Annotated in this window: 22 protein-coding genes; 20 read left to right on the plus strand and 2 right to left on the minus strand. The window is 42.8% G+C overall.

Features of this window, described 5'->3' with window-relative positions; all coding sequences use genetic code 11:
* The first annotated feature begins 47 nt into the window (after nt 1-47).
* From ASG85_RS17685 to ASG85_RS17700, 4 genes are all read left to right on the plus strand, one after another.
* Entirely contained in the window at nt 48-785 is a 738-nt protein-coding gene (locus tag ASG85_RS17685) for an SDR family NAD(P)-dependent oxidoreductase (protein ID WP_060647291.1), read from the plus strand.
* Between the two features lie 368 nt (nt 786-1,153).
* Nucleotides 1,154-1,927, plus strand: a complete 774-nt coding sequence (locus ASG85_RS17690; protein ID WP_060647292.1) for a pirin family protein — start codon at nt 1,154-1,156, stop codon at nt 1,925-1,927.
* Nucleotides 1,928-1,939: 12 nt separating this feature from the next.
* A complete protein-coding gene (locus tag ASG85_RS17695) occupies nt 1,940-2,425 on the plus strand; it encodes a MarR family winged helix-turn-helix transcriptional regulator (protein WP_060647293.1) in 486 nt (161 codons plus the stop codon).
* Nucleotides 2,426-2,467: 42 nt separating this feature from the next.
* Nucleotides 2,468-3,511, plus strand: coding sequence for an LLM class flavin-dependent oxidoreductase (locus ASG85_RS17700; protein WP_060647294.1), 1,044 nt, complete (start codon nt 2,468-2,470; stop codon nt 3,509-3,511).
* Between the two features lie 590 nt (nt 3,512-4,101).
* Here the strand turns inward: ASG85_RS17700 and ASG85_RS17705 are convergent.
* Entirely contained in the window at nt 4,102-5,013 is a 912-nt protein-coding gene (locus ASG85_RS17705; RefSeq protein ID WP_060647295.1) for a LysR family transcriptional regulator, read from the minus strand.
* Between the two features lie 286 nt (nt 5,014-5,299).
* Here ASG85_RS17705 and ilvB point away from each other — a divergent pair, with 286 nt between their 5' ends.
* The 10 genes from ilvB to ASG85_RS17755 all read left to right on the plus strand — a co-directional run bounded on the left by ilvB (nt 5,300) and on the right by ASG85_RS17755 (nt 13,670).
* On the plus strand, nt 5,300-7,045 hold the full coding sequence (gene ilvB, locus ASG85_RS17710; protein WP_060647296.1) for a biosynthetic-type acetolactate synthase large subunit: 1,746 nt from the start codon (nt 5,300-5,302) through the stop codon (nt 7,043-7,045).
* Entirely contained in the window at nt 7,042-7,560 is a 519-nt protein-coding gene (ilvN, locus tag ASG85_RS17715; RefSeq protein ID WP_057302154.1) for an acetolactate synthase small subunit, read from the plus strand. Before ilvB ends, ilvN begins: the two co-directional genes overlap by 4 nt.
* A gap of 57 nt (nt 7,561-7,617) precedes the next feature.
* The gene (locus tag ASG85_RS17720) at nt 7,618-7,824 is read left to right on the plus strand and encodes a hypothetical protein (protein WP_057302153.1); all 207 of its coding nucleotides are present in this window, start codon (nt 7,618-7,620) and stop codon (nt 7,822-7,824) included.
* 317 nt (nt 7,825-8,141) lie between these two features.
* Nucleotides 8,142-9,125 (plus strand): SLAC1 anion channel family protein, encoded by a 984-nt coding sequence (locus ASG85_RS17725; protein ID WP_057302152.1) that lies wholly within the window; start codon nt 8,142-8,144, stop codon nt 9,123-9,125.
* A 236-nt stretch (nt 9,126-9,361) separates the two neighbouring features.
* Nucleotides 9,362-9,904 (plus strand): NAD(P)H-dependent oxidoreductase, encoded by a 543-nt coding sequence (locus tag ASG85_RS17730; protein WP_057302151.1) that lies wholly within the window; start codon nt 9,362-9,364, stop codon nt 9,902-9,904.
* Between the two features lie 259 nt (nt 9,905-10,163).
* A complete protein-coding gene (locus ASG85_RS17735) occupies nt 10,164-10,841 on the plus strand; it encodes a DUF7002 family protein (protein ID WP_060647297.1) in 678 nt (225 codons plus the stop codon).
* A 230-nt stretch (nt 10,842-11,071) separates the two neighbouring features.
* Entirely contained in the window at nt 11,072-11,989 is a 918-nt protein-coding gene (locus tag ASG85_RS17740; protein WP_057302149.1) for a hypothetical protein, read from the plus strand.
* Nucleotides 11,990-12,440: 451 nt separating this feature from the next.
* On the plus strand, nt 12,441-12,872 hold the full coding sequence (locus ASG85_RS17745) for a DoxX family protein (RefSeq protein ID WP_057302148.1): 432 nt from the start codon (nt 12,441-12,443) through the stop codon (nt 12,870-12,872).
* 55 nt (nt 12,873-12,927) lie between these two features.
* Entirely contained in the window at nt 12,928-13,257 is a 330-nt protein-coding gene (locus ASG85_RS17750; protein ID WP_057302147.1) for an ArsR/SmtB family transcription factor, read from the plus strand.
* Entirely contained in the window at nt 13,254-13,670 is a 417-nt protein-coding gene (locus ASG85_RS17755; RefSeq protein ID WP_060647298.1) for an SRPBCC family protein, read from the plus strand. The genes ASG85_RS17750 and ASG85_RS17755 overlap by 4 nt, the downstream gene beginning before the upstream one ends.
* 254 nt (nt 13,671-13,924) lie before the next feature.
* Here the strand turns inward: ASG85_RS17755 and ASG85_RS17760 are convergent, their stop codons facing one another.
* Nucleotides 13,925-14,488 carry a CBO0543 family protein gene (locus ASG85_RS17760; RefSeq protein WP_057302145.1) on the minus strand — a complete coding sequence of 188 codons (564 nt, stop codon included), beginning with the start codon at nt 14,486-14,488 and terminating at the stop codon, nt 13,925-13,927.
* Nucleotides 14,489-15,008: 520 nt separating this feature from the next.
* On the opposite strand from ASG85_RS17760, the gene ppsA reads away from it, so the two are divergent.
* The 6 genes from ppsA to ASG85_RS17790 all read left to right on the plus strand — a co-directional run bounded on the left by ppsA (nt 15,009) and on the right by ASG85_RS17790 (nt 23,548).
* Nucleotides 15,009-17,603 (plus strand): phosphoenolpyruvate synthase, encoded by a 2,595-nt coding sequence (gene ppsA, locus ASG85_RS17765; protein WP_057302144.1) that lies wholly within the window; start codon nt 15,009-15,011, stop codon nt 17,601-17,603.
* Nucleotides 17,604-17,861: 258 nt separating this feature from the next.
* Entirely contained in the window at nt 17,862-19,352 is a 1,491-nt protein-coding gene (locus tag ASG85_RS17770; protein ID WP_082588133.1) for a glycoside hydrolase family 32 protein, read from the plus strand.
* Nucleotides 19,301-20,191: a hypothetical protein gene (locus ASG85_RS17775; protein WP_082588134.1), complete on the plus strand. Its 891-nt coding sequence runs from the start codon at nt 19,301-19,303 to the stop codon at nt 20,189-20,191. The genes ASG85_RS17770 and ASG85_RS17775 overlap by 52 nt, the downstream gene beginning before the upstream one ends.
* Nucleotides 20,192-20,241: 50 nt before the next feature.
* Entirely contained in the window at nt 20,242-21,021 is a 780-nt protein-coding gene (locus tag ASG85_RS17780) for an SDR family NAD(P)-dependent oxidoreductase (RefSeq protein ID WP_060647300.1), read from the plus strand.
* A gap of 57 nt (nt 21,022-21,078) precedes the next feature.
* Nucleotides 21,079-22,281, plus strand: coding sequence for an enolase C-terminal domain-like protein (locus ASG85_RS17785; protein ID WP_060647301.1), 1,203 nt, complete (start codon nt 21,079-21,081; stop codon nt 22,279-22,281).
* A 34-nt stretch (nt 22,282-22,315) separates the two neighbouring features.
* Entirely contained in the window at nt 22,316-23,548 is a 1,233-nt protein-coding gene (locus ASG85_RS17790) for an MFS transporter (RefSeq protein ID WP_060647302.1), read from the plus strand.
* Nucleotides 23,549-23,708 lie beyond the last annotated feature (160 nt).

Raw genomic sequence — 23,708 nt, forward strand, 5'->3', positions numbered from 1 at the left:
GCATGGGGGTCATTTATTACCATAAATTAAAAAAAGGGGAGAAATAAATGAGTAACCAAGGAAAAGTATTTGTGATAACTGGCGGAAGCAGCGGTCTTGGGAAAGCTATGGCGATTGAGCTGGTGAATCGAGGAGCGAATGTAGTCATCAATGGACGGCGCGAACAAGCGTTGGTTGAAGCCGCAAAAGAAATTGATTCCACAGGAAAACAAGTTCGTTATGTTGCAGGTGATATTGCAGATCCTAAGATTGCGCAGCGTCTAATCGATGAAGTTTTGGCTAGCTATGGGCGCATCGATACTCTAATTAATAATGCCGGTATCTTCATGTCTAAACCATTCACGGAGTATACAGAAGAGGACTTTACAACATATTTAACTACGAATGTCGTCGGTTTCTTTCACGTTACCCAGCGTGCGGTGGCTGCAATGCTGAAACAAGGAACGGGGCACATCATTAACATTACGACGAGTCTGGTTGACCAACCGTCAGTTGACGTTCCTTCCGTACTTGCCTCATTGACAAAGGGCGGTCTGAAAGCTGCAACAAAATCACTTGCAATTGAGTATGCTTCCAGTGGTATCCGTGTGAATGCCGTTTCACCAGGGGTAATTAAAACACCCATGCATCCAGTTGAAGCTCACGATGCTCTAGCTAAACTGCATCCTATGGGAAGGATGGGCGAGTCGCATGATATCGTAGAAGCAGTTATATATCTGGATTCAGCTAACTTTGTAACTGGTGAAATCTTATATGTTGATGGCGGACAGAATGCTGGTCACTAAGCAAATGCAGCAGCAGATATGAGAATATCGATGTGAAAATTAATTATTGTGATATAAAAGCTCTCCCAATAGGGTGGCAGCCCATTCATGGCTGCTGCCCTATTGGCATGTTTATAACTTGCGAGCAAACAGTTGAAGGACCCCTTGTTGTAGGGGGATTTGGTTTGCGTTCTTTTCGCAGATGTCCTACTTTTTACAGCTTGACACATATAAATACTAATATTATAATAACTAAAGTTAGGATAAATAATTATAGGAATAGTATTAATAAGATATCTTTTCTTTCGACCCGATTGCTGCAGTTTGGTGAATCTGCGGTTATTGTCCATTTGATTTGGAGCAAACCTTTAAGAAAAGGAGTTTTTCAAATGAATATTCAAATATTAGAACCTGAATATCAAGCTAAAGAAGAATTTGACCGCGGCAAAATTCAAGTTCAGAAACCTCTAGGTTTCTCGGGGCAAGGGGCAGCTACGGTCAGGCTCGGTCCTCTTTTTTACTGGTCTTGGGCGCATGCTGCCGCAAAAGGAGGGATCGGGCTTCATCCTCACCAGGGGTTTGAGATTATTTCATATGGTATTGCCGGTCAAGGCTTTCACAAAGACACACTAGGCACCGAAAGCATTCTTGAACAGGGTGATATTCAAGTGATGCAAGCAGGCTCGGGTATTCAACACGCGGAAAGCGTCGAAGCGGGTTACGAGGGTTTTCAAATTTGGCTTGAGCCCTACTTGAATGAAGCAGTAAGACGACAACCGACCTATTCGCTGTTCAAGCACGAGAAGTTTCCTCAGTCAGGTAAGGATGGGGTAAACGTAAAGACGATATTAGGCGAAGGCTCGCCGGTCCTTCACCTGGTAACTGATGCGCGGATGTACGACGTCGAGATTCAGCCAGGAGCATCATTTGCCCATAGGCTATTGCCAAACCGGATACTTGCAGGGTTGTCGATTAGAGGTACAGGTGGTTCCATCTGGGTATCCGGCCAAGAACCAACCTCATTCAAGAATAAAGACTTTGCGATCATTCAATCTGAACAAGAAGAATTAATTAACATACGCGCTTCAGGTGAAAAGCTTCGAATGTTTCTAATTGAAGTTCCTACTGAGGTTGAATATCCTTTGTATGATAAGGCCAGATAAGGGGGATGGAGAATGACTGAACGCGATGCTGAAGGTGAGGAACTTGATTTAAAATTAATACGAGTAATAAGAAACATGGTGAAAGAGTTGTACGGGTGCTTAGAACGTGACATTGAAGGCTATGGCCTCAGTGGGGAGACCTTTCAAATTTTGGAGTTTCTTTATAATAAAGGACCGCAGCCCATCCAGAAAATAAGCGATACCTTCTCGATTCCAAGCGGGAGTATCACCTACGTGGTTGATAAGCTTGAGAAGAAGGGCCTCGTGGAGCGACACCCTATCCCGGGTGATCGACGAAAAACGAATGTGACATTGACTACTGAAGGGCGAAGCTACTTTGATAATATCTTCCCAAGGCATGTTCAAACGATCTCCGATAATTTGTCCTTCGCAACGGACGGAGAGAAGCTCGAACTTATTCACGTGCTGAAGAAAATTGGGTATGGTATCAAGAATCGAGAAGGCAATGCAAAAATGATGGATCAGATGCTTTTTTAAAGAAGGATTTTACTTAAATTAAGTATGTAGGGGGATTTGAAAATGGAAATAGGTATAGATACATTTGTCGAAACAACGCCGGATGTTAAAACGGGCAAGACAATAAGTCACGCGGAGCGGTTGCGTGAGGTAGTTGAAGAAATCGTCCTTGCTGATCAGGTTGGGTTGGATATATTTGGGGTTGGCGAGCATCATCGTAAGGAATTTGCGGATTCCGCTACTGTCGTTGTGCTGGCTGCAGCGGCGTCCATGACCAAAAGGATACGCTTAACCAGTTCGGTTACCGTGCTCTCTGCTGTTGATCCAGTACGTTTGTTTCAGCAATTTGCCACGCTTGATGGTATTTCAAATGGTCGTGCTGAGATTATCGCGGGTCGAGGCTCTATGGTCGATGCGTTTCCATTGTTTGGTTATGATTTAAAAGACTATGATGAGCTTTACGCGGAAAAATTGGAACTATTATTAAAATTAAGGGACTCGGAAAAGATAACCTGGAAAGGAAAGCATCGACCTGCCCTTACGAATCTGGGTGTGTATCCGCGTCCAGTTCAGAACCCTTTACCCGTATGGCTTGGCAGTGGGGGTAATGCGCAATCGGTCATACGAGCAGGGGAAATGGGACTGCCTCTTGTTTTGGCGATCATTGGCGGGAGCCCCTTGCAATTTGCTCCGCTCGTGCCACTCTATAAGGAAGCTGCTACTCGTGCAGGACATGATGCATCGAAATTAAAGATAGCCGTACACTCACTTGGGTTCGTTGCAGAGAGTACCTCTCTTGCGGCCGAAAAGTATTTCCCTCCAACTCAGGCAGTGTTTAATTCAATGAGTAAAGAGCGTGGTTGGGGACATTATAGCCGTTCACAATTCGATGCTTCATGCAGCCCAGAAGGCGCATTCTACGTAGGCGATCCCGAAACGGTGGCCAATAAAATTATTTATATGCAAAAACATTTAGGCTTCTCACGATTTTTTCTACATTTACCAGCTGGCAGCATGCCACATGAGGATGTTATGAAATCCATTGAACTATTGGGTAAGGAAGTCGCACCGCGAGTTCGGGAAGAGGTCGCAAGATGGGAAGCTTGACAAGAAGGTAGTGCTGATCACTGGCACAGGAGGAGGTATGGTCGCGTTTCGGCTCTGACCTTTGCGCGAGAAGGAGCAATGGTCATCGGGTGCGACGACATCCAGTCTGATGCTAACAACGAGACGGTCGAACTCGTACGTCGCGCGGCGGTGAGATGACGGGCATCGCGCCAATCAATCTCACGGACCCCGAACAGGCGCGGCAAGTCGTTGAGGAAGCAGGTTGCCGCCTACGGCGGGCTCGACGTACTCTATAACAACGCAGCCATGCAACGCTTCGGTCATGCGAATATAAATATGTAAGAAGAGGCTGTCCTGAATCTTAAAAATTCGGGTCGGCCTCTTTATAATGGATTTTGAGAAAGAGTTATTCTCCAGCCATTCTTCGATATAAGCGGAATCTATTACACCGACTACCTCGGACTAGATCCTCCTGAGATTCATTGATACCGTAATTCCAACGTTTAGGTAGCGCTTTCAACATGTTATTACACGAATTGGAAGGGAAATTCGTTTAAAGCTGGAAATTTAAGGTGGGTGGGTAATCACACAAAAATGCCTACATAAACCAATTCGAAAAAGCTTGAAAATCAAGCTTTTTCAGGATCGGTCTGAAAAGAGTAATGATCCAATACGAATGACTTAAACATTTGGGCTGGAAAGTTTAAATTCCTATCTTTATTTACGATAATTCCATGGGTGGAAAAAATCCCTGAGCTTAAAGGCAACGATCGGAAAACTCCTTCATCTATTTCTTTTTTCGCTGCTATTTTAGGAATTAGTGCAAAACCTATACCACACTTTACAGCATTTTTTATCATTTCGATACTTGGATATTGAATGGCATTACTTACTTCTATTCCGGCCTCCTCTAGAACCTTGTTGGCTTGAGTATGATACAAACAACTGTTTCCATAGCTGATTACAGCTTCATTGTTTAGTACTTTCAAACCATTAGTCTCAACATTTCTTGTCAATTCATCTGAGGCAATAAAAATCAACTCTTCCTCAATCATGGGGTAAAAATTAATGTCATCACGTTGGGGATTTCGAGGAAGAAATCCGAGATCAACAACATGCTGCGAAACATCATCAATTACATTATGATGATATCCTGTTTCTACTCTAAATTTAACATTCGGAAATTTGAGATGAAACTGTTGTATAAGCGGAGACATTCTCGTAACAAAAAAAGATTCATGCATACTTAGGTAAATCGTTCCTTTTGGTTGGTTCGATTCATTCATAGCTTCTTCTAATGTCAGCCCCAAATGTACAAATTGATGGGCAAATTTAGCGAGTTTTAGACCAGCTTCAGTCGGTTTTACTCCTCTTGATAAACGATGAAACAGCTTTTGACCACATGCTCGTTCCAATAATTGAATATGATTTGTAACAGTAGATTGAACATATCCCAATTTTTCCGACGCACGATTAAAGCTCTTTTCCTCTATTACTGCAAGGAATGTCTTGAAAAATCTCCCTTCTAACAAGTCAATCATAATTCTAACATCCCCTTAGTTATCGATTTTTGGAATAACGGGTATTGAATCTTTCCATAACTGAAATAGATACCTTTATGATAACATATCCTGAAAGCAATCAAGAAGCTTTTAAATAATTACTTGAAGTCAAAGAGTTTACTTAGACTCTATGAGGCTAGAAATAATGGGATTTCCGGTGAATTTGGGTGGTACCCTCAAATGTTCCTTTCGTCCCTAATTGTTGTATACATCGAATTTGGGCTGAAAGGAGTTTTAATTTTTTGGAAAATAGGAGGAAAAAATAATGAAAATGATTGAGGGACAACACTTGGAGCATGAATGGCTTAATAGGCTTATGAAGAACGATATGGTAACAGGATCGGAGGCACTTGTTAGAAGCTTGCTGATTGAAGGTGTGGAAAGTGTCTTTGGGATTCCAGGAGGAAGTGTCTTGAACATTTACGACGCCATTCATGATATTCCAGAGTTTAAACATATTTTAGCTCGTCATGAGCAGGGGGCAATTCATGCTGCAGACGGCTATGCACGCGCTACAGGAAAAGTTGGGGTTTGCTTTGCTACATCGGGCCCCGGGGCGACTAATCTTGTTACAGGTATCGCCACTGCTAATATGGACTCTGTTCCATTAGTTGTGATTACAGGAAATGTTCCGACGCCGCTACTTGGTACTGATGCGTTTCAGGAAGCGGATATTACCGGCATCACAATGCCTATTTCCAAGCACAACTTTTTAGTTCGTGATGTCAATGAGTTACCAAAGATCATTCATGAGGCATTTTATATAGCTTCCACGGGACGAAAGGGGCCGGTTTTGATCGATATTCCAAAGGATGTGTCGAGCCAAAAGATGATCTTTCAATATCCGTTAGATAATCCTAAGATTCGGGGGTACCACCCGGATATTCATCCAAATCTAATACAAATTGAAAAGTTACTCATGGCTATCAAAGAAGCTGAACGTCCAGTCATTCTGGCTGGCGGGGGCGTGATATACTCGGACGCATCCAAGGAATTACTCGAATTTGTAGAAAAAACCCGGATACCAGTTACGACGACATTACTTGGTTTAGGAGCATTTCCAAGTGCACATGAATTATGGATGGGCATGCCGGGGATGCACGGAACATACACAGCGAATAAAGCCTTACAAAATTGCGATCTTCTCATCAGTATTGGAGCACGCTTTGACGATAGAGTAACGATGAAAACTAGCGGATTTGCTCCTAAGGCGAAAACTATTGCGCATATCGATATCGATCCAGCAGAAATTGCGAAAATCGTTCAAACGGCGATCCCTTGTATTGGCGATGTGAAATCCGTGCTTCAACAGGCTAACGTTCATGCGAAACCAGCAAAATCAGAAGCATGGCTGACTGAAATTCAAGAAAACAAAAGAAACTATCCTCTTCGTTACACGGATTCGGAAATAACTTTAAAGCCACAATTCGTTATTGAATTGATCAGCGAAACAACCAATGGCGAAGCGATCGTCACTACGGACGTAGGTCAGCATCAAATGTGGGCTGCTCAGTTTCATAAGTTTAAGCATCCGCGTTCGTTCATTACCTCGGGTGGACTTGGAACAATGGGCTTTGGTTTACCTTCGGCAATAGGGGCACAAGTAGGTTGCCCAGACCGACTCGTGGTGTCCGTGAATGGCGACGGAGGGATTCAAATGAATGCACAAGAGCTTGCGATTTGCGCTATTCATAACATTCCGGTGAAGATCGTTATTCTGAATAATCAGGTCCTAGGCATGATACGGCAATGGCAAGAAATCATTTACGATAGTCGTTTTAGTCATATGGACCTCTCTGGTAGTCCAGATTTCGTAAAACTGGCAGAAGCCTATGGTGTTAAAGGGCTCAGGGCAACAAACAAAGAAGAGGCTCGTAAGGTGTGGAAAAATGCTTTGGAAACACCAGGCCCTGTACTTATTGATTTTGTTGTTACTCAGGATGAGAATGTTTTTCCAATGGTTGCCCCGGGTTCCACGATAGATGAAATGATTATGGGGGATGAAAGATGAAACGCCACACTATATCTGTTCTTGTAAACAACCATCCGGGTGTTTTACAGAGAGTTGCTGGATTATTCGGACGCCGCGGTTTCAACATTGACAGTATAACTGTAGGTCAGTCAGAAGAACCTGGATTGTCCCGAATGATCATTGTGACATCCGGAGATGATAAAACGCTCGAACAAGTACAAAAGCAGCTTAATAAACTAATCGACGTTATTCAAATTGTTGAATTAACCGCTTATCCGCTGGTTGACCGCGAGCTATCACTTATCAAAGTAAGTGCTGTGTCTAAAGTGAAACCGGTTATTTTAAGTATTGTTGAACCCTTTCGTGCTTCTATAGTCGATTTAGGATTGGAAAGTCTAATCATTCAAGTTGTTGGAGATCAAGATAAAATTAATTCATTAATTGAGCTGCTGAGACCCTATGGCATCTTGGAACTAACACGTACAGGTTTGACGGCTATGACTCGTGGAGAAGTCGTAGGTGATTTACTACCTAATACAACATTAACATGTTAACCAACGAGTTAAATTCATTCGTTAAGTAGACAATTAAAAATGGAAGGAAGAGATAACATGAAATCACTTCATCATGACACTGAGTTAGACAATGCCATTTTTTTTAGCCATTATGTAATGGTCATGAAGGACGGAAGAATGATCGGAGGGGGTACTATAGAAGCTTACACTGACGATGAGGTACAGGTGGGTAACAGACAGTATTCACGTACAGAATCAACCTTTATTGTTTCACCAGCTCCTCAAATCTCAATTAATTTCTAATTGAACTACCTTTTAATAGGTAAATTAGGGGGCAATAAAAATGAGTTTTCAAGGTAAAGTTGTAGTAATTACCGGTGAAAGCAGCGAAATTTGAAAAGCTGCGGCAATTGAAATGGTGAAACGAGGAGCAAACGTAATTATAAATGGCTGCCTTGAACAAGCATTAGCTTAAGGATGTGAATTGCCATTGTTTTGCTTATTGCGGCATACGGGAGAGATTTGTAAAAAACGTTTAAAAGCATGATAAATTAGGTTTAGTTCGGAAATTGGCCAAGCGGGTCAATATAAATTATTAAAGAAAGTAGTGACTATCATCCATGCAAACCATAACTGCCGTACAGAAACAAAAAAGCATCGGTTCAATTCAATTCTTACCCGTTAACCTATTTGCGTCGGTTATGGGAATTTCAGGTCTATCATTGGCTTGGAGAGAAGCAAGCAAGCTATTCGGCACTTCCACCGTCATTGCTGATATTATAGGAATTGTTGCATTTGTGATTTTTATCGCGTTAAGCATAGGTTATATTTCAAAATGGGTTTTATACCCTCAGAAAGTCAAAAGTGAATTTATGCATCCCATTGTGGGAAATTTTTTCGGTACGATCACGATTGCCATACTCTTGCTTTCCTCCGTGATCGGCATCTACAGTCAAATATCGGGGCAAGTGATTTGGATCATCGGAGCAGTATTGGCATTAGCGCTTTGTTTTGTTTTCGTTGCACGCTTGCTGAACGGGAATCACGAGCCGCTTAACAAGGTTCCGGCTTCTCTGGTACCTGTGGTAGGGACCCTTGATATTTCGGTTGCCGGGGGGACAATGCCGTTCCCATGGGCGCATGAATTTAATTTATTTTCCCTTGCAATCGGTGGAACCGTGGCTTTAGTATACTTCACGTTGATCCTATCCAGATTGATTCATCACGCTCCAATGCCAGCAGGGTTAACGCCTTCTATGATAATCATGATTGCACCGTTTGAGGTTGGTTTTCTTGGCTATACGAACTTTGAACACGGAATTGATCAGTTCGCCTCCATTTTGTTCTACTTTGGTCTGTTCTTGTTCACTGTCTTGTTCTTCAAAGTATTCAAAAAGTCCATCCCGTTTGGCGCTTCCTGGTGGGGTGTAAGCTTTCCGATAGCTGCTCTCAGCAATGCTGCTTTAAAATATGCGATGTTCGTGGATTCGTGGCTGTTAATCACCATTTCCGCGATTATTCTGGCTTTACTCAGTATCGTTGTGGTCGTTCTCTTTATTCGAACAATAAAGGTGCTACTTAATGGGAGTCTGCTTAAAGGATAATCATGAATTGCTCCACATGCAATCGCTGAGTGATAGATAGTTCAGATCTTATTAGTGGTGAGAGATTTCAAATCAACGTTCAAAGTCAGCCTGTAAATAAGCTAATGTACAAGCCCATCAATTTCTAGCTGGTATTGAATAGTTGGGGGCTTCTTTTTAGATAATAATAAGGTAAATACGACCTCCTTAGTTTTAAAAATATTCCAAAATAAATGATATGAAATGGAGCGAACAAAATGAAAACTTTAGTAATTGTTACTCACCCGAACATCGAAGCATCTAACTGGAATAAAGCATGGGTGGAGGAGTTACAAAAACATGATGATATCACCATTCATGAGTTATATAAAACGTACCCTGATGAAAATATAGATGTTTCTAAAGAGCAGCAATTGATTGAGTCGCATGATCGAATTATTTTTCAATATCCGCTTTACTGGTACAGTACGCCACCATTACTCAAAAAGTGGTTTGACCAAGTATTACTTTATGGTTGGGCCTATGGACCGGAAGCAACTAAGATAAAAGGTAAAGAAATAGGTGTTGCAATTTCAACATATGGTTCTGAAGCATCGTATCAAGCAACCGGGTCTAATCGCTTTACACTTCAAGAAATATTGCGACCAGTAGAAGCACTTGCTCATTTTATTAGTGCCACTTATCTGCCTCACTTTTCACTAAACGACTCCTCAGACGTCACGGAAGAGCGACTAGCAAAGAGCAGTAAAGATTATATTCAGCATATTAGAACTGTGAAGCCAGCAGTAGTACATTCATGAAAGATTTAATCAGTCTTTTCCATTGATTGAGAAGATATAAACGACTTATTTTGAAGATGGTATTAACGGTGGGCAAAAACTAAAAATTATCGTTACACCGTCGAAAAACCAAACAACAGTCCAAAGATTTTCGAATAAATCTTTGGACTGTTGTTTATTTCTACATTGGTCTTACTTATAAAAGACTCAGGGGAGAGGTCATAATTTAATTTAATTTAACTCCGTTTTATTGCAATGAGAGGAAAAGGGAGATCATGGTATGAACGATTCAATTGTAAAAAAAATAACGAACAGCTCAAAAAGGAAGTCACTATTTCATTTTACGAGAGTCCGCAACTTGCCTTCAATTGCACACCTTGATGCTTTGTATTCATGTAATCAAGTTGATCCTAACTTATCAAATGAAAGACGGATAGTTAGGAGAGAAATTCATTTTCACGGAAATGTTTTTGTAGCAAACGCACATCTACGAATTGCAGATCAAGTTATGGATGCAAAAACAACTCATCAGCAATTTCATAATTATCTGGATCAGCACGTATTTTTTTGGCCGACGCAAAGAGATTGTCAAAAAATGCTGGAGATTTATTCAAGAAGAGAACCAGATGAAGCATTTGCTATTTTTCAATTGGATGCACATTCATTGCTTTGTGACTTCTATGACACTGTTAAGTTGTCTAAGTACGATTCGGGAAGCTCACCTCGTTACCCAACGCGTTGTTCCTATAAAAAAAGTTTGCAAATGTTTTTGCCGCTAGACCAATTCGAGATTGTGCGGGAAAATGATGTGCCTTCAAAACCTTCTGAAATCCGCGAGGTCCTTGTGGAAAAGAAAGTAACGAACTTGTCCTGTTATTTACAGGCCATTTATTGTAAAAATAATAAGGAGATTCCCGAAGGATGGAGGAATTATGCACAATCTATTCAAGGATTTTAAGAATCGAGTCATTACAACTGGCCGGTAATTTATTGAGTTCGATTACTTTGGTAGGAGTTGATAACAGTCGGGAGTCTACTTAATATCGGAAAGAATGAGTTGTTATACAAAGGGTATAAAATGCATTCTTAAACGGATAATATTTAGGAATGAATTGTTATCTCAGTGAGAAAGGAACCATTACAGATCCGTCATGTAGTGGCCTTGTGTCGAAAAGGAGAACGATTGAAATGATTTGGAATATTCTAAAATCCAGAAGTTTTTTGTCAGCATACATTTTAGTCATTCTCATGCTTGTTGCTGCTGTTGTTCTACAACAAAAGGATATTGTTTTCCCGGAAATTGCTGGTATGGCCATGGGGGTTATGGTGTTTCCTGTACCGCATTGGGTGAAGAAGCCGGTTCATCTGTGGCTTTCCCCAACATTAGGTGCATTCATTGGCACCTCTTTGAACGATTTGTCCCTAATGCCGCTGCCGAAAATATTGTTTGGTCTTATGATTATTGTCATTTTAATGCATATATTTCGCGTCAATTTTGGACCAACGATTCCTGCAACATTGTTGCCGATCTTTTTAGGTCTACATGACTATGTTTTTGCAATCACAACTGCTGTCTTTACGTTTGTGATTATGTTGGCTGCTTTTAGATTGAGAAATCCAGAAAAGTTGCCTGGTGGTCCGGACAATTTTCGAAAGAAAACGGATACGGTTATCATAACCATTGTTTTAGCTCTTTGGATTGGGCTGGCATTCACAACAAGACTAGAAGTTTTAGTCGTTCCACCAGTATTTGCCCTGATTTTTGAGGTGTTTCATGCTGAGAAATTCACTTGGAAATTGATTCCACCCCGTTTAGCAGTATTGACGATAACAGCCATTCTTTCAGTCGGAGTCTATCATTTGTTGGCAGGTTCGATCATTTGGGTTGGTGTCGTTAATGTTTTGATTACACTCATTCTTTGTAATTTGTTTAAAACACCTATTCCTGTTGCATTTGGTGTCTCGTTGATGCCACTTATTTTCCCCGTATGGGGGAGTTGGGGTTTTCCAGTAGGTGTCTTTGTCACAACAGGAGTTTTGATGTGTATTTCTGCAGCATTCAGTCAGTTCAGAAACAAACAAGCGATACGAGACATAGCTGAGTAAACAGAAAGTTACCATCATAGATGTTCATAGCCCCTACCAAGTAATCAGATGAAAGCCAGAGTATGGTGAATGGAGGACCGGGTAGGAAGAGAACCATGGCATAAATAGCTTCAGCGCGTTCGGTGCCTGAAGGTCCAAACGATGGACGGCCGGAACAGTTGTGCAAGGGTGACAAGAATATATATGGATAAGAAGCCGCTCAGTTGCGGCTTTTTTCATTTTAACGAGATATGTTCTTGTCAAAGGCCAGTGACAAGTACATATCTCGGTTTCCGAATCAGGACAAGAACATGTATTGCTTCTCATAAGCTCCCTGTAATTTTCTAAGCAAAATCCGCTTGACATGACACCAAATGGTGACCTATAATCAAAGTGTCACCAAATGGTGTCCAATTGGAATGTTTGGAACCTGAATAAGTTTCGCTTGAAACAATTATGAGGAGGAAACAAAATGAGTAAAATTATCCATGCGGAAATAACCGCGAAACTAGAAACCCAGTCCCGAGGAAATTTGATTGCTTATTGGTCAGTTACCATTCTACTCGCAGTAGCTATTGTGTTAAGTGGTATCGGGCAGCTGATGCAATATGGGGGAAACATCGAGTTAGTGAAAAATCTTGGTTACCCATTATACGTCTTGACCATTCTCGGGATTTGGAAAGTGCTTGGAGCCATCGCTCTCGTCGTGCCAGGTTTTCCTCGGCTTAAAGAATGGGTTCACGCTGGAATCTTCTTTTTAATGACCGGTGCGGCTTTATCTCATGCGTTTGCTAACGATTATGGTGATTACGGGTTTCATATTATCCTTCCGCTTTCATATGCTGCACTAAATATCGCCTCGTGGGCGCTACGTCCGAAGAGCCGTAAACTTTACCACCAATAGATTTCTACTAAAGTATCTGATTGAGGAGTAAACAAAAAGCGTAGGAGGGGGCGTTATGAGCGAGAACAACCAATTGCGGGATGTTTTTGACGCGATTGCAGATCCGACTAGGCGCCGACTAATTCGTCTGTTAGCAGAGGCAGAGGAGATACCGCTTCATGAATTAACGGCACAGTTTCAAATGGGCCGTACAGCGGTATCCAAGCATTTGACAATCCTTAAAGAAGCTGGACTGGTACTTGAACGAAAAGTCGGCAGAGAAACGAGATATAGGCTAAACGCCTCTCCACTCAGAGAAATTCAAGATTGGGTGGCTTTCTACGACAAGTTCTGGAGTATAAATATGTTGCGCTTGAACCAACTATTAGAGGAGGAAGAAGAATGAGTTTAGTATTAACCTTGGATTTCCAGTACAAGACATCGATTGAGAAACTTTGGTCCGCCTTAACCGATTCAAGCAAGCTTGGCAAGTGGGTGGTCAACATCCACACCGGTCAAGCGATGGAAAATGATTTTAAGCCCGTCGTAGGACATCGTTTTCAGTTTCGTACTCAGCCGACCGAATGGTGGGATGGAATTGTTGACGGCGAAGTGCTTATCGTGGACGCACCAAACCGGTTGTCCTATACTCGGGCCAGTGGAGGAGAGATGCACACGGTCACCTGGACGCTGCAGGATTTAGGGGACGCAAAGGTTAACCTTCATCTCGAACATTCCGGAATCTCAAATGCTCAAGCACTGGGTGGAGCTAAATATGGCTGGGGTAAATGGTGCGGCGAGCTTGAAACAGCGGTCTAGGACTTTATTTTTAAGTTCTAAGCTGCTGTTGTTTTATTATGCTGTCTTAGTCTAATGCTGAGTAATCAGCAAATTTTTAGCAGTCCTTTTTATATATGATAAGGATCACCATAGTTGTATCTAAACTCAAAGTATACCTTGACCATATAAAGCCACTTCTCTGACAACGAGGTGGTTTCTTTATAAAACTTCTCTTTTATTTCATCTGTTGCATCCTTTAATTGCTTCATATCTTTCGTCTGTCCAAGGGTTGTTTAAGCACGCTCTTGTGCAAGTTTGAATAAGTCGGTCACCCATTTACTAACAAAGCCTCCTGCTAGGTAAAATAAGAAAAGGTAGCCATAACTTGCTCTCACTAAATGAAACAATCCAATGGAGGAAAGAAAGGGCTTAAATCCAAATGCGAAAGCTATAGCTAATAAACCAATATATAAATAGTAGTTTTTGCGATGATTAACCGTCCATTGGTACAATAACATATAAGTAACAGGTATTAGAGAAGCGTCCAAACCAAAACTTGATGGTGAAAAAGGTGTTAATGTGTAAGGGTATTCCCATAACTTTTGTGTTGTGCCGTACATGTCACTATAAATAGCAAATACGTGAACGACTAGACCATAAAAGCCAATCCGAAAGGCTTTTTTTCTGTCAATCATAAATACTAAGGCAATCAAAGGCACGATAAAAAATGTTATCATTACCCAAAATTGCCATGTATCTATATTTGAGTATGTTTTCCAGTACGTCGACCAATCATTTGTTACTGATGATATACGGTCTGACAACTCCTTGAGTGCTTCCTTTTGCTCATCCGACATAGCGCTGTTGCCCCCTTTATGGATAGGCTTTCACAAAATCAAGTTTATATACTCATATCCTACCAATTTTTTGTCGGTAGTCGGCAGCCTTTTGAAGTAAACGGGCAGTATAACGCAATTGAGAATGGAACTTATATTGAAATTATATTGTAAATATATGGTGTAATTGGTTCGAGAGAAGAGAAGTTGAAGAGGAAATGTATAGTAATAATTGAAAGGTTGGTCGATGCAACTTCAGGATTTGCATAGGCTGCATAGGACCGCTAGGGAATTATGCAGTGACGGAGTTCCGCTCGAACTAAGGTTTTTGATGTGACTAATGATGCGGGGAATCAAAAAAGAACCTGAGTAGCTTTATCAGGTTCTTTTTATTGCATATAAACAGACACGATGATATAATCAGATTACGACTTTGACAAGTTAATTGGACATAATTATTTCATCTTACAATTTTATTTTACCATGCCGATGAACTCTTGTCAAATGTTTTTTTCAATTTAATGGATAGGAGAGATATTGAATGAGTTCTTTGGTTCTCGGTTTTCAGGAAATGGAAAAAACGCAGCTTTTACTCGTTGGCGGAAAAGGATTAAATTTAGGGGAATTATCAAAAATTGAAGGAATACAAGTACCAGAAGGATTTTGTGTTACAACAGTGGGATATCAAAAGGCCATCGAACAAAACGAAACGTATCATGCTTTGTTGGATCGACTAACATTGCTAAAAGTAGAAGATCGAGATCAGATTGGTGAAATCAGCAGGAAGATTCGACAAATCATTATGGAAGTAGAAATTCCTTCCGATGTTGTGAAAGCAGTTACTCACTATCACTCCCAGTTTGGTGATGAACATGCTTATGCCGTTCGTTCTAGTGCAACTGCAGAAGATTTACCACATGCCTCTTTTGCTGGTCAACAAGACACCTATTTAAATATCATCGGCGTCGATACCATCTTGCAGCATATCAGCAAATGTTGGGCTTCCCTATTTACGGATCGCGCGGTAATCTACCGGATGCAAAATGGATTTGACCACAGCCAAGTTTATATATCTGTTATCGTTCAAAGGATGGTTTTCCCAAAGGCATCAGGAATTTTATTTACCGCTGATCCAATTACTTCCAACCGAAAGTTGCTATCCATCGATGCCAGTTTTGGACTTGGAGAAGCGCTGGTCTCTGGATTGGTATCTGCCGATAGTTATAAAGTACAGGAAGGGGAAATCGTCAATAAGAGGATAGCAACCAAAAAATTGGCTATTTATGGACTAAAAGAAGGCGGAACAGAGACAATTCAGCTCGATCCTGATCAGCAAATGAGTCAAACACTTACTGAACAACAAATTTTACAACTGGCACGTATCGGAAGACAGATCGAAGCTTATTTTGGTTACCCACAAGATATCGAATGGTGTTCGGTTGATGATACATTTTATATTGTCCAGAGTCGGCCAATCACTACTTTATACCCGATCCCTGAAGCGAATGATCAAGAAAATCACGTCTATGTATCTGTTGGTCATCAACAAATGATGACTGATCCTATAAAACCACTGGGAATATCTTTTTACCTGTTAATAACTCCAGCACCTATGCGTAAAGCTGGTGGAAGGTTATTTGTTGATGTTGCACCTAGGCTGGCTAAACCTGCCGACCGGGAAGCTTTATTAAATACTGTGGGATCCGATCCGCTCTTAAAAGGCGCACTCATGACCATTATAGAGCGAGATTTTATTAAATTGTTACCAAATGATCAAACAGCACCGATTCCAGGCAGAAGTAATACAGATATGCTGGAACAAATTGAAAGCAACCCGAACATCGTTTCTGATTTGATTGAGAGTAATCGCGCATCGGTAGAAGAGTTAAAACAAAACATCCAGACGAAATCAGGATCGGATTTATTTGATTTTATTCTGGAAGATGTCCAGCAATTAAGGAAGATCTTATTTGACCCACGAAGTACGGCTGTGTTTATGGCCGCCATAAATGCTTCATTATGGATCAATGAAAAAATGAACGAGTGGTTAGGTGAAAAAAACGCAGCAGATACGCTTTCCCATTCGGTTCCCAACAATATTACTTCAGAAATGGGTCTGGCATTAATGGGTGTCGCAGATAGGATTCGTCCTTATCCGGAAGTCATTAATTATTTACAGCATGTAAAAGATGATATCTTTTTGGATGAACTGGTTAAGTTCGAGGGTGGACAGGAAGCTCATGACGCAATCTATGCTTATCTCAATAAATACGGAATGCGATGCGCCGGAGAAATCGATATTTCTAAAACGCGTTGGAGTGAAAAACCAATTACATTGATTCCCATGATTCTGGGTAACATCAAAGCCTTTGAGCCTAATGCCGGCCAGCGAAAATTTGAGCAAGGGCGCCAGGAAGCTTTGGAAAAAGAACAAGAGTTAGTAGCTCGATTACTCCAATTGCCGGATGGTGAACAAAAAGCTGAAGAGACAAAACGAATGATTCGCCGAATTCGGAATTTCATCGGTTACCGTGAATATCCCAAATACGGTTGGATTAGCCGCTATTTCGTTTATAAGCAGGCTTTACTGAAAGAAGCTGAAAGGCTCGTACAGGCGGGCATTATTCATGAAAAAGAAGATATATTCCTTCTCTCTTTTGAAGAACTTCATGAAGTCGTACGCACTAACAAACTTGATGATCAGTTGATCAACAAACGGAAAGAGGATTACAAATTTTTCGAGAAACTAACTCCCCCGCGTGTACTCACGTCAGATGGTGAAATCATTACAGGTACGTATAACCGAGAAAATCTGCCAGTTGATGCAATTGTAGGTCTACCTGTTTCTTCTGGAGTGATAGAAGGACGAGCACGTGTCATCTTAAACATGGAAGAAGCTGATCTAGAAGATGGAGATATATTAGTCACCTCTTTTACTGACCCTGGCTGGACACCATTGTTTGTATCCATTAAAGGACTAGTCACCGAAGTTGGTGGATTGATGACCCATGGAGCAGTTATCGCACGTGAATATGGCTTGCCAGCAGTTGTCGGGGTGGAAAATGTTACCAAACTGATAAAAGATGGGCAACGAATTCGCGTGCATGGAACAGAAGGGTATATCGAAATATTGTAATGGCTGAATACGTCAAGTAAGAGCCTTGGACAAGAAAACTAACGGAAACTATAGTCATCAGGAAAAGGCTGCCTACAGCATAAAACGGCAGCCTTCTTTTCTTCTGGTATATGAAGTGAATCGTTCGAATTCCCACAAATTTTTGATTAATAAACAACAAAATACCACTATTAATTTTGGGATTATGTAGGTTATAATGGAAGTAACAGCCAAGATCCTTCATAATCTTTCGAAAACCCTCAAAAAGGAAGGAGATTGATGATGCTTACATCAGAACACTTGGAAACCCGTCACCTGGAAGCGATCCGAAAAGCGCAGGAATCGATCGATTTGCTAGCAGTAGGGGTATCCAACGATCCTCACCGTCTGGCCTATCACTTTATTTCGCCATCCTGCTGGATAAACGACCCCAACGGAATGATTTATTTTCGTGAGGAATACCACTTGTTCTATCAAATTCATCCTTTTAGTGCTCAAAATGGGTTGAAGCATTGGGGGCATGCAAAAAGCCGAGATCTTGTTCATTGGGAGCATTTGCCTATAGCTCTTGCACCCACCGAAGAGTTCGAACGAAATGGATGTTTCTCAGGCAGTGCGGTTGATAACAATGGAACGATGACGATTATTTATACCGGTAATGTGAATGGCCCGGATAAAGTGCAAGTGCAATGCGTCGCCTCCAGTGAAGACGGTATTTATTTTCGGAAATATGTTGGCAATCCAGTTATCGATAAGTTTCCCGAGGAGGGTTCAAAGGATTTCCGAGATCCAAAGGTATGGATGCATGAGGGTGTCTGGTATATGGCTGTCGGTTCAGGAAAGGATGGGCGTGCAAATGCACTCTTATACAAGTCAGCCGATCTGACGGCTTGGACTTATGTCGGCGTAATGGCCAATGGCCTTGATGGACAAGGGAGAATTTGGAACTGCCCGGATTTCTTCCGGTTGGAGGGAGTGGATGTACTTCTTGCTTCCCCAGCTGTGTCGCCAACAGAGCGGGATATCCGCACCAATATTTACATGATTGGCCAAATGGATTATGAGACGGGAAGATTTACACAAGTTTCAGATGGGGATATAGATCTCGGTCCTGACTTTTATGCACCTCAGACTTTGATTGACGACCTCGGTAGAGTTATCCTGTTCGGTTGGATGGATATGTGGTGGAATCCGATGCCGACACAAGCCTACGGATGGACGGGGGCTATGACCATTCCGCGTGTCGTTACGCTTGACGGGAATGGAAAGCTTGCATTCACGCCAGCGCCAGAGCTTCAGCAACTTCGAAGCAACGAGCTACAATTTGGTGCCTTCCGCTTGTCTCCTGAGCAAACGGATCTGCTCGATGAGGTCAAGGGAGATTGCCTTGAAATAGTTGCGATTATACATATAAATGAAAGCGGTGCCAATCGCTTTGGATTTCGGTTGTGGCGTTCTGCAGACAGCTCACAAGAGACTATTGTTACCTGCTGTCTGACGAACGGTGAACTGATCGTGGATCGAACGAGATCGGGTATTGTAGACGGAGGAATAAGAGTTATTCAGTTGATGCCAGCGGCGAATGGAAAACTGAAGCTGCAAATATTCCTGGATCGTTCCTCTATGGAGCTATTCGCGAATGACGGTCAAACGACGGCTTCCTTCCGTATTTACCCAGATCCGCAAAGCTTAGGAATCAGCGTTTTTGCCGAGGGAGGATGCATCCAGTTCGAATCCTTGGCGATCTGGAAATTAAACGCGATATGGTAGAAGTTGCACCGATCGTGCTGCGCTCCCATAGTCTGGAGGTCACAGTTCAAAAGCCAGGTATCAAATACAACGGTTCGAGATTTGATTGGACCGGTTGGGTCTCTAGCATTACGTTGCATAACCGTCACACTTTTTGTACGGATGAATCGTTGACGCCAGGTGATGGAACGGGTGGTTCTGGACTGTGCAATGAATTTGGCATTTTTCAGCCAATTGGTTACGAGGAAGCGCTTCCAGGAAGGCAGTTCCCGAAGCTGGGTGTCGGTCTCTTGACCCGTCCGGATGAAGCGAGCTATAAATTCTCCCGTCCGTACATGGTTGAACCGTTCTTCATAGAAACAAAGGCAGACGATTCTAAAGTGACGTTCACCGTTCACGCACACCGATGCAATGGATACGCGGCGAAACTCGTTAAAACCTTATCTGTGAAAGATAGCTTGCTTTCCATTGCGTACGAGTTAGTCAATTTGGGTGAAAAAACAATTGTGACGCATGAATACTGCCATAATTTCGTAGCATTAAACGGAAATCCTCTCGGACCAGACTATCGGCTGAAATTGCCAATGACACATACGTTTTCCTGCGAGCCTAGTTCTCCTTTAGATTTCAAAGATGGGGATATAACCTGGGCTTATACGCCGGAACAACCGTTTTACTCACGCTTAAGTGGACCTTTTCTTCCAGGCTTGCAATGGGAATTGACGCATAAGTCCGGTGTGGGGATGCGTGAATCCGTTGATTTTTCCCCTGGATTCATCGCGCTTTGGGGGGACGCTCATGTGATCTCGCCGGAGGTATTTATGGAGATTGCCGCGCTTTCGGGTCAAATGATTCGTTAGGTAAGGCAGTTTGATTTTTTCGAGCACGATATGGAAGGAAGGACGGGCAGATGAGCGGGAAAACAGCACTCGTTACAGGGGGAAGTCGTGGAATCGGTCGCGGCATTGCGCTGGCCATGGCAGCCAGGGGTTATGATCTCGCGATCAGTCATTGGAAGGATGCAGATAACGCTCATCTCACGGCAAGGGAGATTGAAAACCAACTAAACCGCCAATGCGTTGTATTTGAAGGGAACTTAGAGGAGGAGGAGGAACCTCTTAAATTAGCGAAGGAAGCCATTCGAACGCTGGGTCATATCGACGTTCTCGTTAATAATGCCGGTGTTACGATTTTTCAGAATGCGGCCAATATGGAGCTAGAAAAAATCAATCGATTACTCCACCTCGATTTACGTGCTCCATTACTGCTTATGCAGGCGGTGTCCAAACACATGATCGAACAGGGAGTCCGTGGAAGTATACTCAATATCACCTCAACTCGGGGAGAGAGGGCTTATCCGGGAGATGCTGTATACGGCGGTGTCAAGGCGGCGCTGACTCGAGTAACAGCTTCAATTGCACTGGATTTGGCGCCATATGGGATCCGCGTGAACTGCATTGCTCCAGGGGCGATTCAAACAAATGACAATCGAAGTGACTATTATCGCAAGTTCGGTCAGCGAATTCCTCTAGAACGTCCCGGTACACCAGAAGATATAGGAAAGGCCGCTGTATGGCTTACCTCAGAAGAGGCGTCCTATATAACGGGAACGACCATTCGCGTCGATGGCGGACTCATTCTGCCAGGGATGCCAGAAACAGAGGAAGGAATCGGGTGGAGCTGGAGGTGACTTAAACCACTGCAATCAGCTCGTATAAATTTTTCAGAAATGGGAGATACGCCAAACATGTCACAATTACAAATCCGAGATGTACGGACGATTTTGACTGCACCAGATGATGTTAACCTTGTTGTCGTTAAAATAGAAACGAATGAGCCCGGCTTGTACGGTTTGGGCTGTGCAACCTTTACACAGCGTCATTTGGCCGTGGCAACCGCTGTAGATCAATACTTGAAACCATTCCTTATCGGAAAGGATCCACTCCGAATCGAGGACATTTGGCAAACCTCAATGGTCAGTGCCTATTGGCGTAACGGACCGGTGTTGAATAATGCTATTTCAGGCGTGGACATGGCGCTGTGGGATATTAAGGGGAAGCTCGCGAACATGCCCGTGTATGAAATGCTTGGCGGTAAGCTCCGGGAAGCGGCGGTCGTTTACCGGCATACTGACGGTCGGGATGAACAAGAAGTAGAAGAGAATGTATGCAAGTATATCGAACAGGGCTACCGCATCCTACGCTGTCAGATGGGCGGGTATGGCGGGAAAGGCCATAAGTTTCATTCACCGGAGAACGCGCAGCAAGGGTCCTATTTCGATCCAGATACATACACACGAAGTGTGCCGCGGTTGTTTGAGCATTTGCGCAGCAAGCTCGGTAATGAAATTGAGCTGCTGCACGATATTCATGAGCGCCTTGTACCTATCGAAGCGGTACGGTTGGCCAAACAGCTTGAGCCATATCGATTATTTTTCTTAGAAGATGCTCTTCCGCCCGAGCAGCTGGATTGGTTCCGGCAAATCCGCAGTCAATGCGCCACACCGCTCGCTATGGGCGAACTGTTCGTCCATTCAGCGGAATGGATGCCGCTTGTGACAGAAAGATTGATCGATTTCATTCGCTGCCATATCAGTGCCATCGGCGGGCTGACGCCCGCCAAGAAGCTGGCGACGCTATGTGAGGCGTTTGGTATACGAACAGCTTGGCATGGACCGAATGATATCTCTCCGGTGGGTCAGGCCGCTAATATTCATCTTGACTTGAGCAGCCCGAATTTTGGCGTTCAGGAGTGGAGTGAATTTTCCGACAAAATGCACGAAGTGTTTCCGGGCTGTCCAGTGGTCCGAAACGGCTATGTATATCTGAATGAGAAGCCTGGTTTGGGCGTCGATCTGGACGAGAGTAAAGCATCGCTTTATCCCTGCCATAATCGTCTGCCAGAGTGGACGCTTTCTCGCATTCCAGACGGTTCTCCAGTGCGACCATAACACTCAAGTCCTTCGAGTAGGAGTTTAAACCGACATGGCGATTCCCATTTTGTTCAATCGCATATCCCCAGATAAACGTCTGGACAGAGAGGCATCGATCACCTTAGTTCTTCAGTCGCTATTCACCTTCGGTTCATCACTGTCCAGCATTTTTCTGAACCTGTATCTGTGGCGGTTGACGGAAAGTTTATGGATTAACGGGATTTACAACATTGTTTCCAATGCTTTCATTGCCGTATGCTTCGTAATCGGGGGTAAATTGGCAAAGAAATTTGACCGTATGGTCGTGTACCGAATCGGAATCACACTCATTGCTTTGTTTTACCTTTGTATCCTGCTAGCGAAGGAGCATGTAGCCGAATATTATATACTTTTCGCCGTATTCTCCGGGATTGGCAGCGGGTTTTATTGGATAGGATACTGGACACTGCTATACGATGTTTCGAACGATGGGAACCGCATGCGGTTCTTGGGTCTCAGCTCAGCGTTCTCAACTGCTGCTGCGATGTCCGGGCCGCTATTATCGGGGGTGATCTTCAACGCGGTAGGAGGCTTGCGCGGTTACACGATCGTATTTGGAATCGCCTTTGTTGTGTTTTTATTAACAGCTGTCTTGAGTCTGCTGGTGCCGAAAGCTCCAAGCCACCGCAAAGCTTACTATCTCGGGCATATGGGGCTGCTGCTGCGTAAAAACAAAACATGGCGTAAAGCGATATATGGCAATTTAATCACAGGAATTATGCAAGGTGTCTTTTTATTTCTGCCGCAGATCCTATTGATAACAGTCTTTCAAAAAGAGTCTTTCGTCAGTTATTTTGGAGCTTTCCTCTCAATGCTGACTATTTTAATCAATATATTATTCGCCAAACTGGCAAGGGAACGTCACGAGCGAAAATATTTACTTTGGTCTGTCATTGGCTATATGATTGCGGCTTCTCTTCTGTTGTTTAAACTGTCGCCAGTTATTGTAATCAGCTTTATAATCCTGCAAACGCTGTTCGGACCTCTGAAGTCAAACGCATTTGATTCCTATTTTTATCGGTTAATTGGCACCTTACCTCTGAAGGGCAAGCTGCGAATAGAGTCAATGGTCGTCCGTGAAATTTGCTGGGATGCAGGTAGGATTGCGACGGTTTTTCTATTGATTTCTCTTTCTAGCAATTTGAATGCCCCATGGTTGCCTTGGGTCGTCATTGGATCATGTGCATCGCAATTCTTATTATTCTTTCTGATGGATGAATTGGAACAATCTACGAAGAGAAGATGAAATCTCGACTATTGTTCAGAAATTTCATAAAGACGCTATTGGCCTAACCGCTAATGGCGTTTTTTTAATTTTCTTCCAAATGTCTAGGACTTTATTTTTCGGTCCAAGCATGACAGGTAATCTATGCACGACGTCAAGAGCGCCCTGACAATTTAGCAGG

Origin of the sequence: Paenibacillus sp. Soil724D2 (genome assembly GCF_001427935.1) — a bacterium.
GTDB lineage: Bacteria > Bacillota > Bacilli > Paenibacillales > NBRC-103111 > Paenibacillus_E.

What these genes read in the sequence shown, in the direction of transcription:
- ASG85_RS17685 (WP_060647291.1), top strand. Translation starts at nt 48, where the DNA reads ATGAGTAACCAAGGAAAAGTATTTGTGATAACTGGCGGAAGCAGCGGT.
- ASG85_RS17690 (WP_060647292.1), top strand. Translation starts at nt 1,154, where the DNA reads ATGAATATTCAAATATTAGAACCTGAATATCAAGCTAAAGAAGAATTT.
- ASG85_RS17695 (WP_060647293.1), top strand. Translation starts at nt 1,940, where the DNA reads ATGACTGAACGCGATGCTGAAGGTGAGGAACTTGATTTAAAATTAATA.
- ASG85_RS17700 (WP_060647294.1), top strand. Translation starts at nt 2,468, where the DNA reads ATGGAAATAGGTATAGATACATTTGTCGAAACAACGCCGGATGTTAAA.
- ASG85_RS17705 (WP_060647295.1), bottom strand. Translation starts at nt 5,013, where the DNA reads ATGATTGACTTGTTAGAAGGGAGATTTTTCAAGACATTCCTTGCAGTA.
- ilvB (WP_060647296.1), top strand. Translation starts at nt 5,300, where the DNA reads ATGAAAATGATTGAGGGACAACACTTGGAGCATGAATGGCTTAATAGG.
- ilvN (WP_057302154.1), top strand. Translation starts at nt 7,042, where the DNA reads ATGAAACGCCACACTATATCTGTTCTTGTAAACAACCATCCGGGTGTT.
- ASG85_RS17720 (WP_057302153.1), top strand. Translation starts at nt 7,618, where the DNA reads ATGAAATCACTTCATCATGACACTGAGTTAGACAATGCCATTTTTTTT.
- ASG85_RS17725 (WP_057302152.1), top strand. Translation starts at nt 8,142, where the DNA reads ATGCAAACCATAACTGCCGTACAGAAACAAAAAAGCATCGGTTCAATT.
- ASG85_RS17730 (WP_057302151.1), top strand. Translation starts at nt 9,362, where the DNA reads ATGAAAACTTTAGTAATTGTTACTCACCCGAACATCGAAGCATCTAAC.
- ASG85_RS17735 (WP_060647297.1), top strand. Translation starts at nt 10,164, where the DNA reads ATGAACGATTCAATTGTAAAAAAAATAACGAACAGCTCAAAAAGGAAG.
- ASG85_RS17740 (WP_057302149.1), top strand. Translation starts at nt 11,072, where the DNA reads ATGATTTGGAATATTCTAAAATCCAGAAGTTTTTTGTCAGCATACATT.
- ASG85_RS17745 (WP_057302148.1), top strand. Translation starts at nt 12,441, where the DNA reads ATGAGTAAAATTATCCATGCGGAAATAACCGCGAAACTAGAAACCCAG.
- ASG85_RS17750 (WP_057302147.1), top strand. Translation starts at nt 12,928, where the DNA reads ATGAGCGAGAACAACCAATTGCGGGATGTTTTTGACGCGATTGCAGAT.
- ASG85_RS17755 (WP_060647298.1), top strand. Translation starts at nt 13,254, where the DNA reads ATGAGTTTAGTATTAACCTTGGATTTCCAGTACAAGACATCGATTGAG.
- ASG85_RS17760 (WP_057302145.1), bottom strand. Translation starts at nt 14,488, where the DNA reads ATGTCGGATGAGCAAAAGGAAGCACTCAAGGAGTTGTCAGACCGTATA.
- ppsA (WP_057302144.1), top strand. Translation starts at nt 15,009, where the DNA reads ATGAGTTCTTTGGTTCTCGGTTTTCAGGAAATGGAAAAAACGCAGCTT.
- ASG85_RS17770 (WP_082588133.1), top strand. Translation starts at nt 17,862, where the DNA reads ATGATGCTTACATCAGAACACTTGGAAACCCGTCACCTGGAAGCGATC.
- ASG85_RS17775 (WP_082588134.1), top strand. Translation starts at nt 19,301, where the DNA reads ATGCATCCAGTTCGAATCCTTGGCGATCTGGAAATTAAACGCGATATG.
- ASG85_RS17780 (WP_060647300.1), top strand. Translation starts at nt 20,242, where the DNA reads ATGAGCGGGAAAACAGCACTCGTTACAGGGGGAAGTCGTGGAATCGGT.
- ASG85_RS17785 (WP_060647301.1), top strand. Translation starts at nt 21,079, where the DNA reads ATGTCACAATTACAAATCCGAGATGTACGGACGATTTTGACTGCACCA.
- ASG85_RS17790 (WP_060647302.1), top strand. Translation starts at nt 22,316, where the DNA reads ATGGCGATTCCCATTTTGTTCAATCGCATATCCCCAGATAAACGTCTG.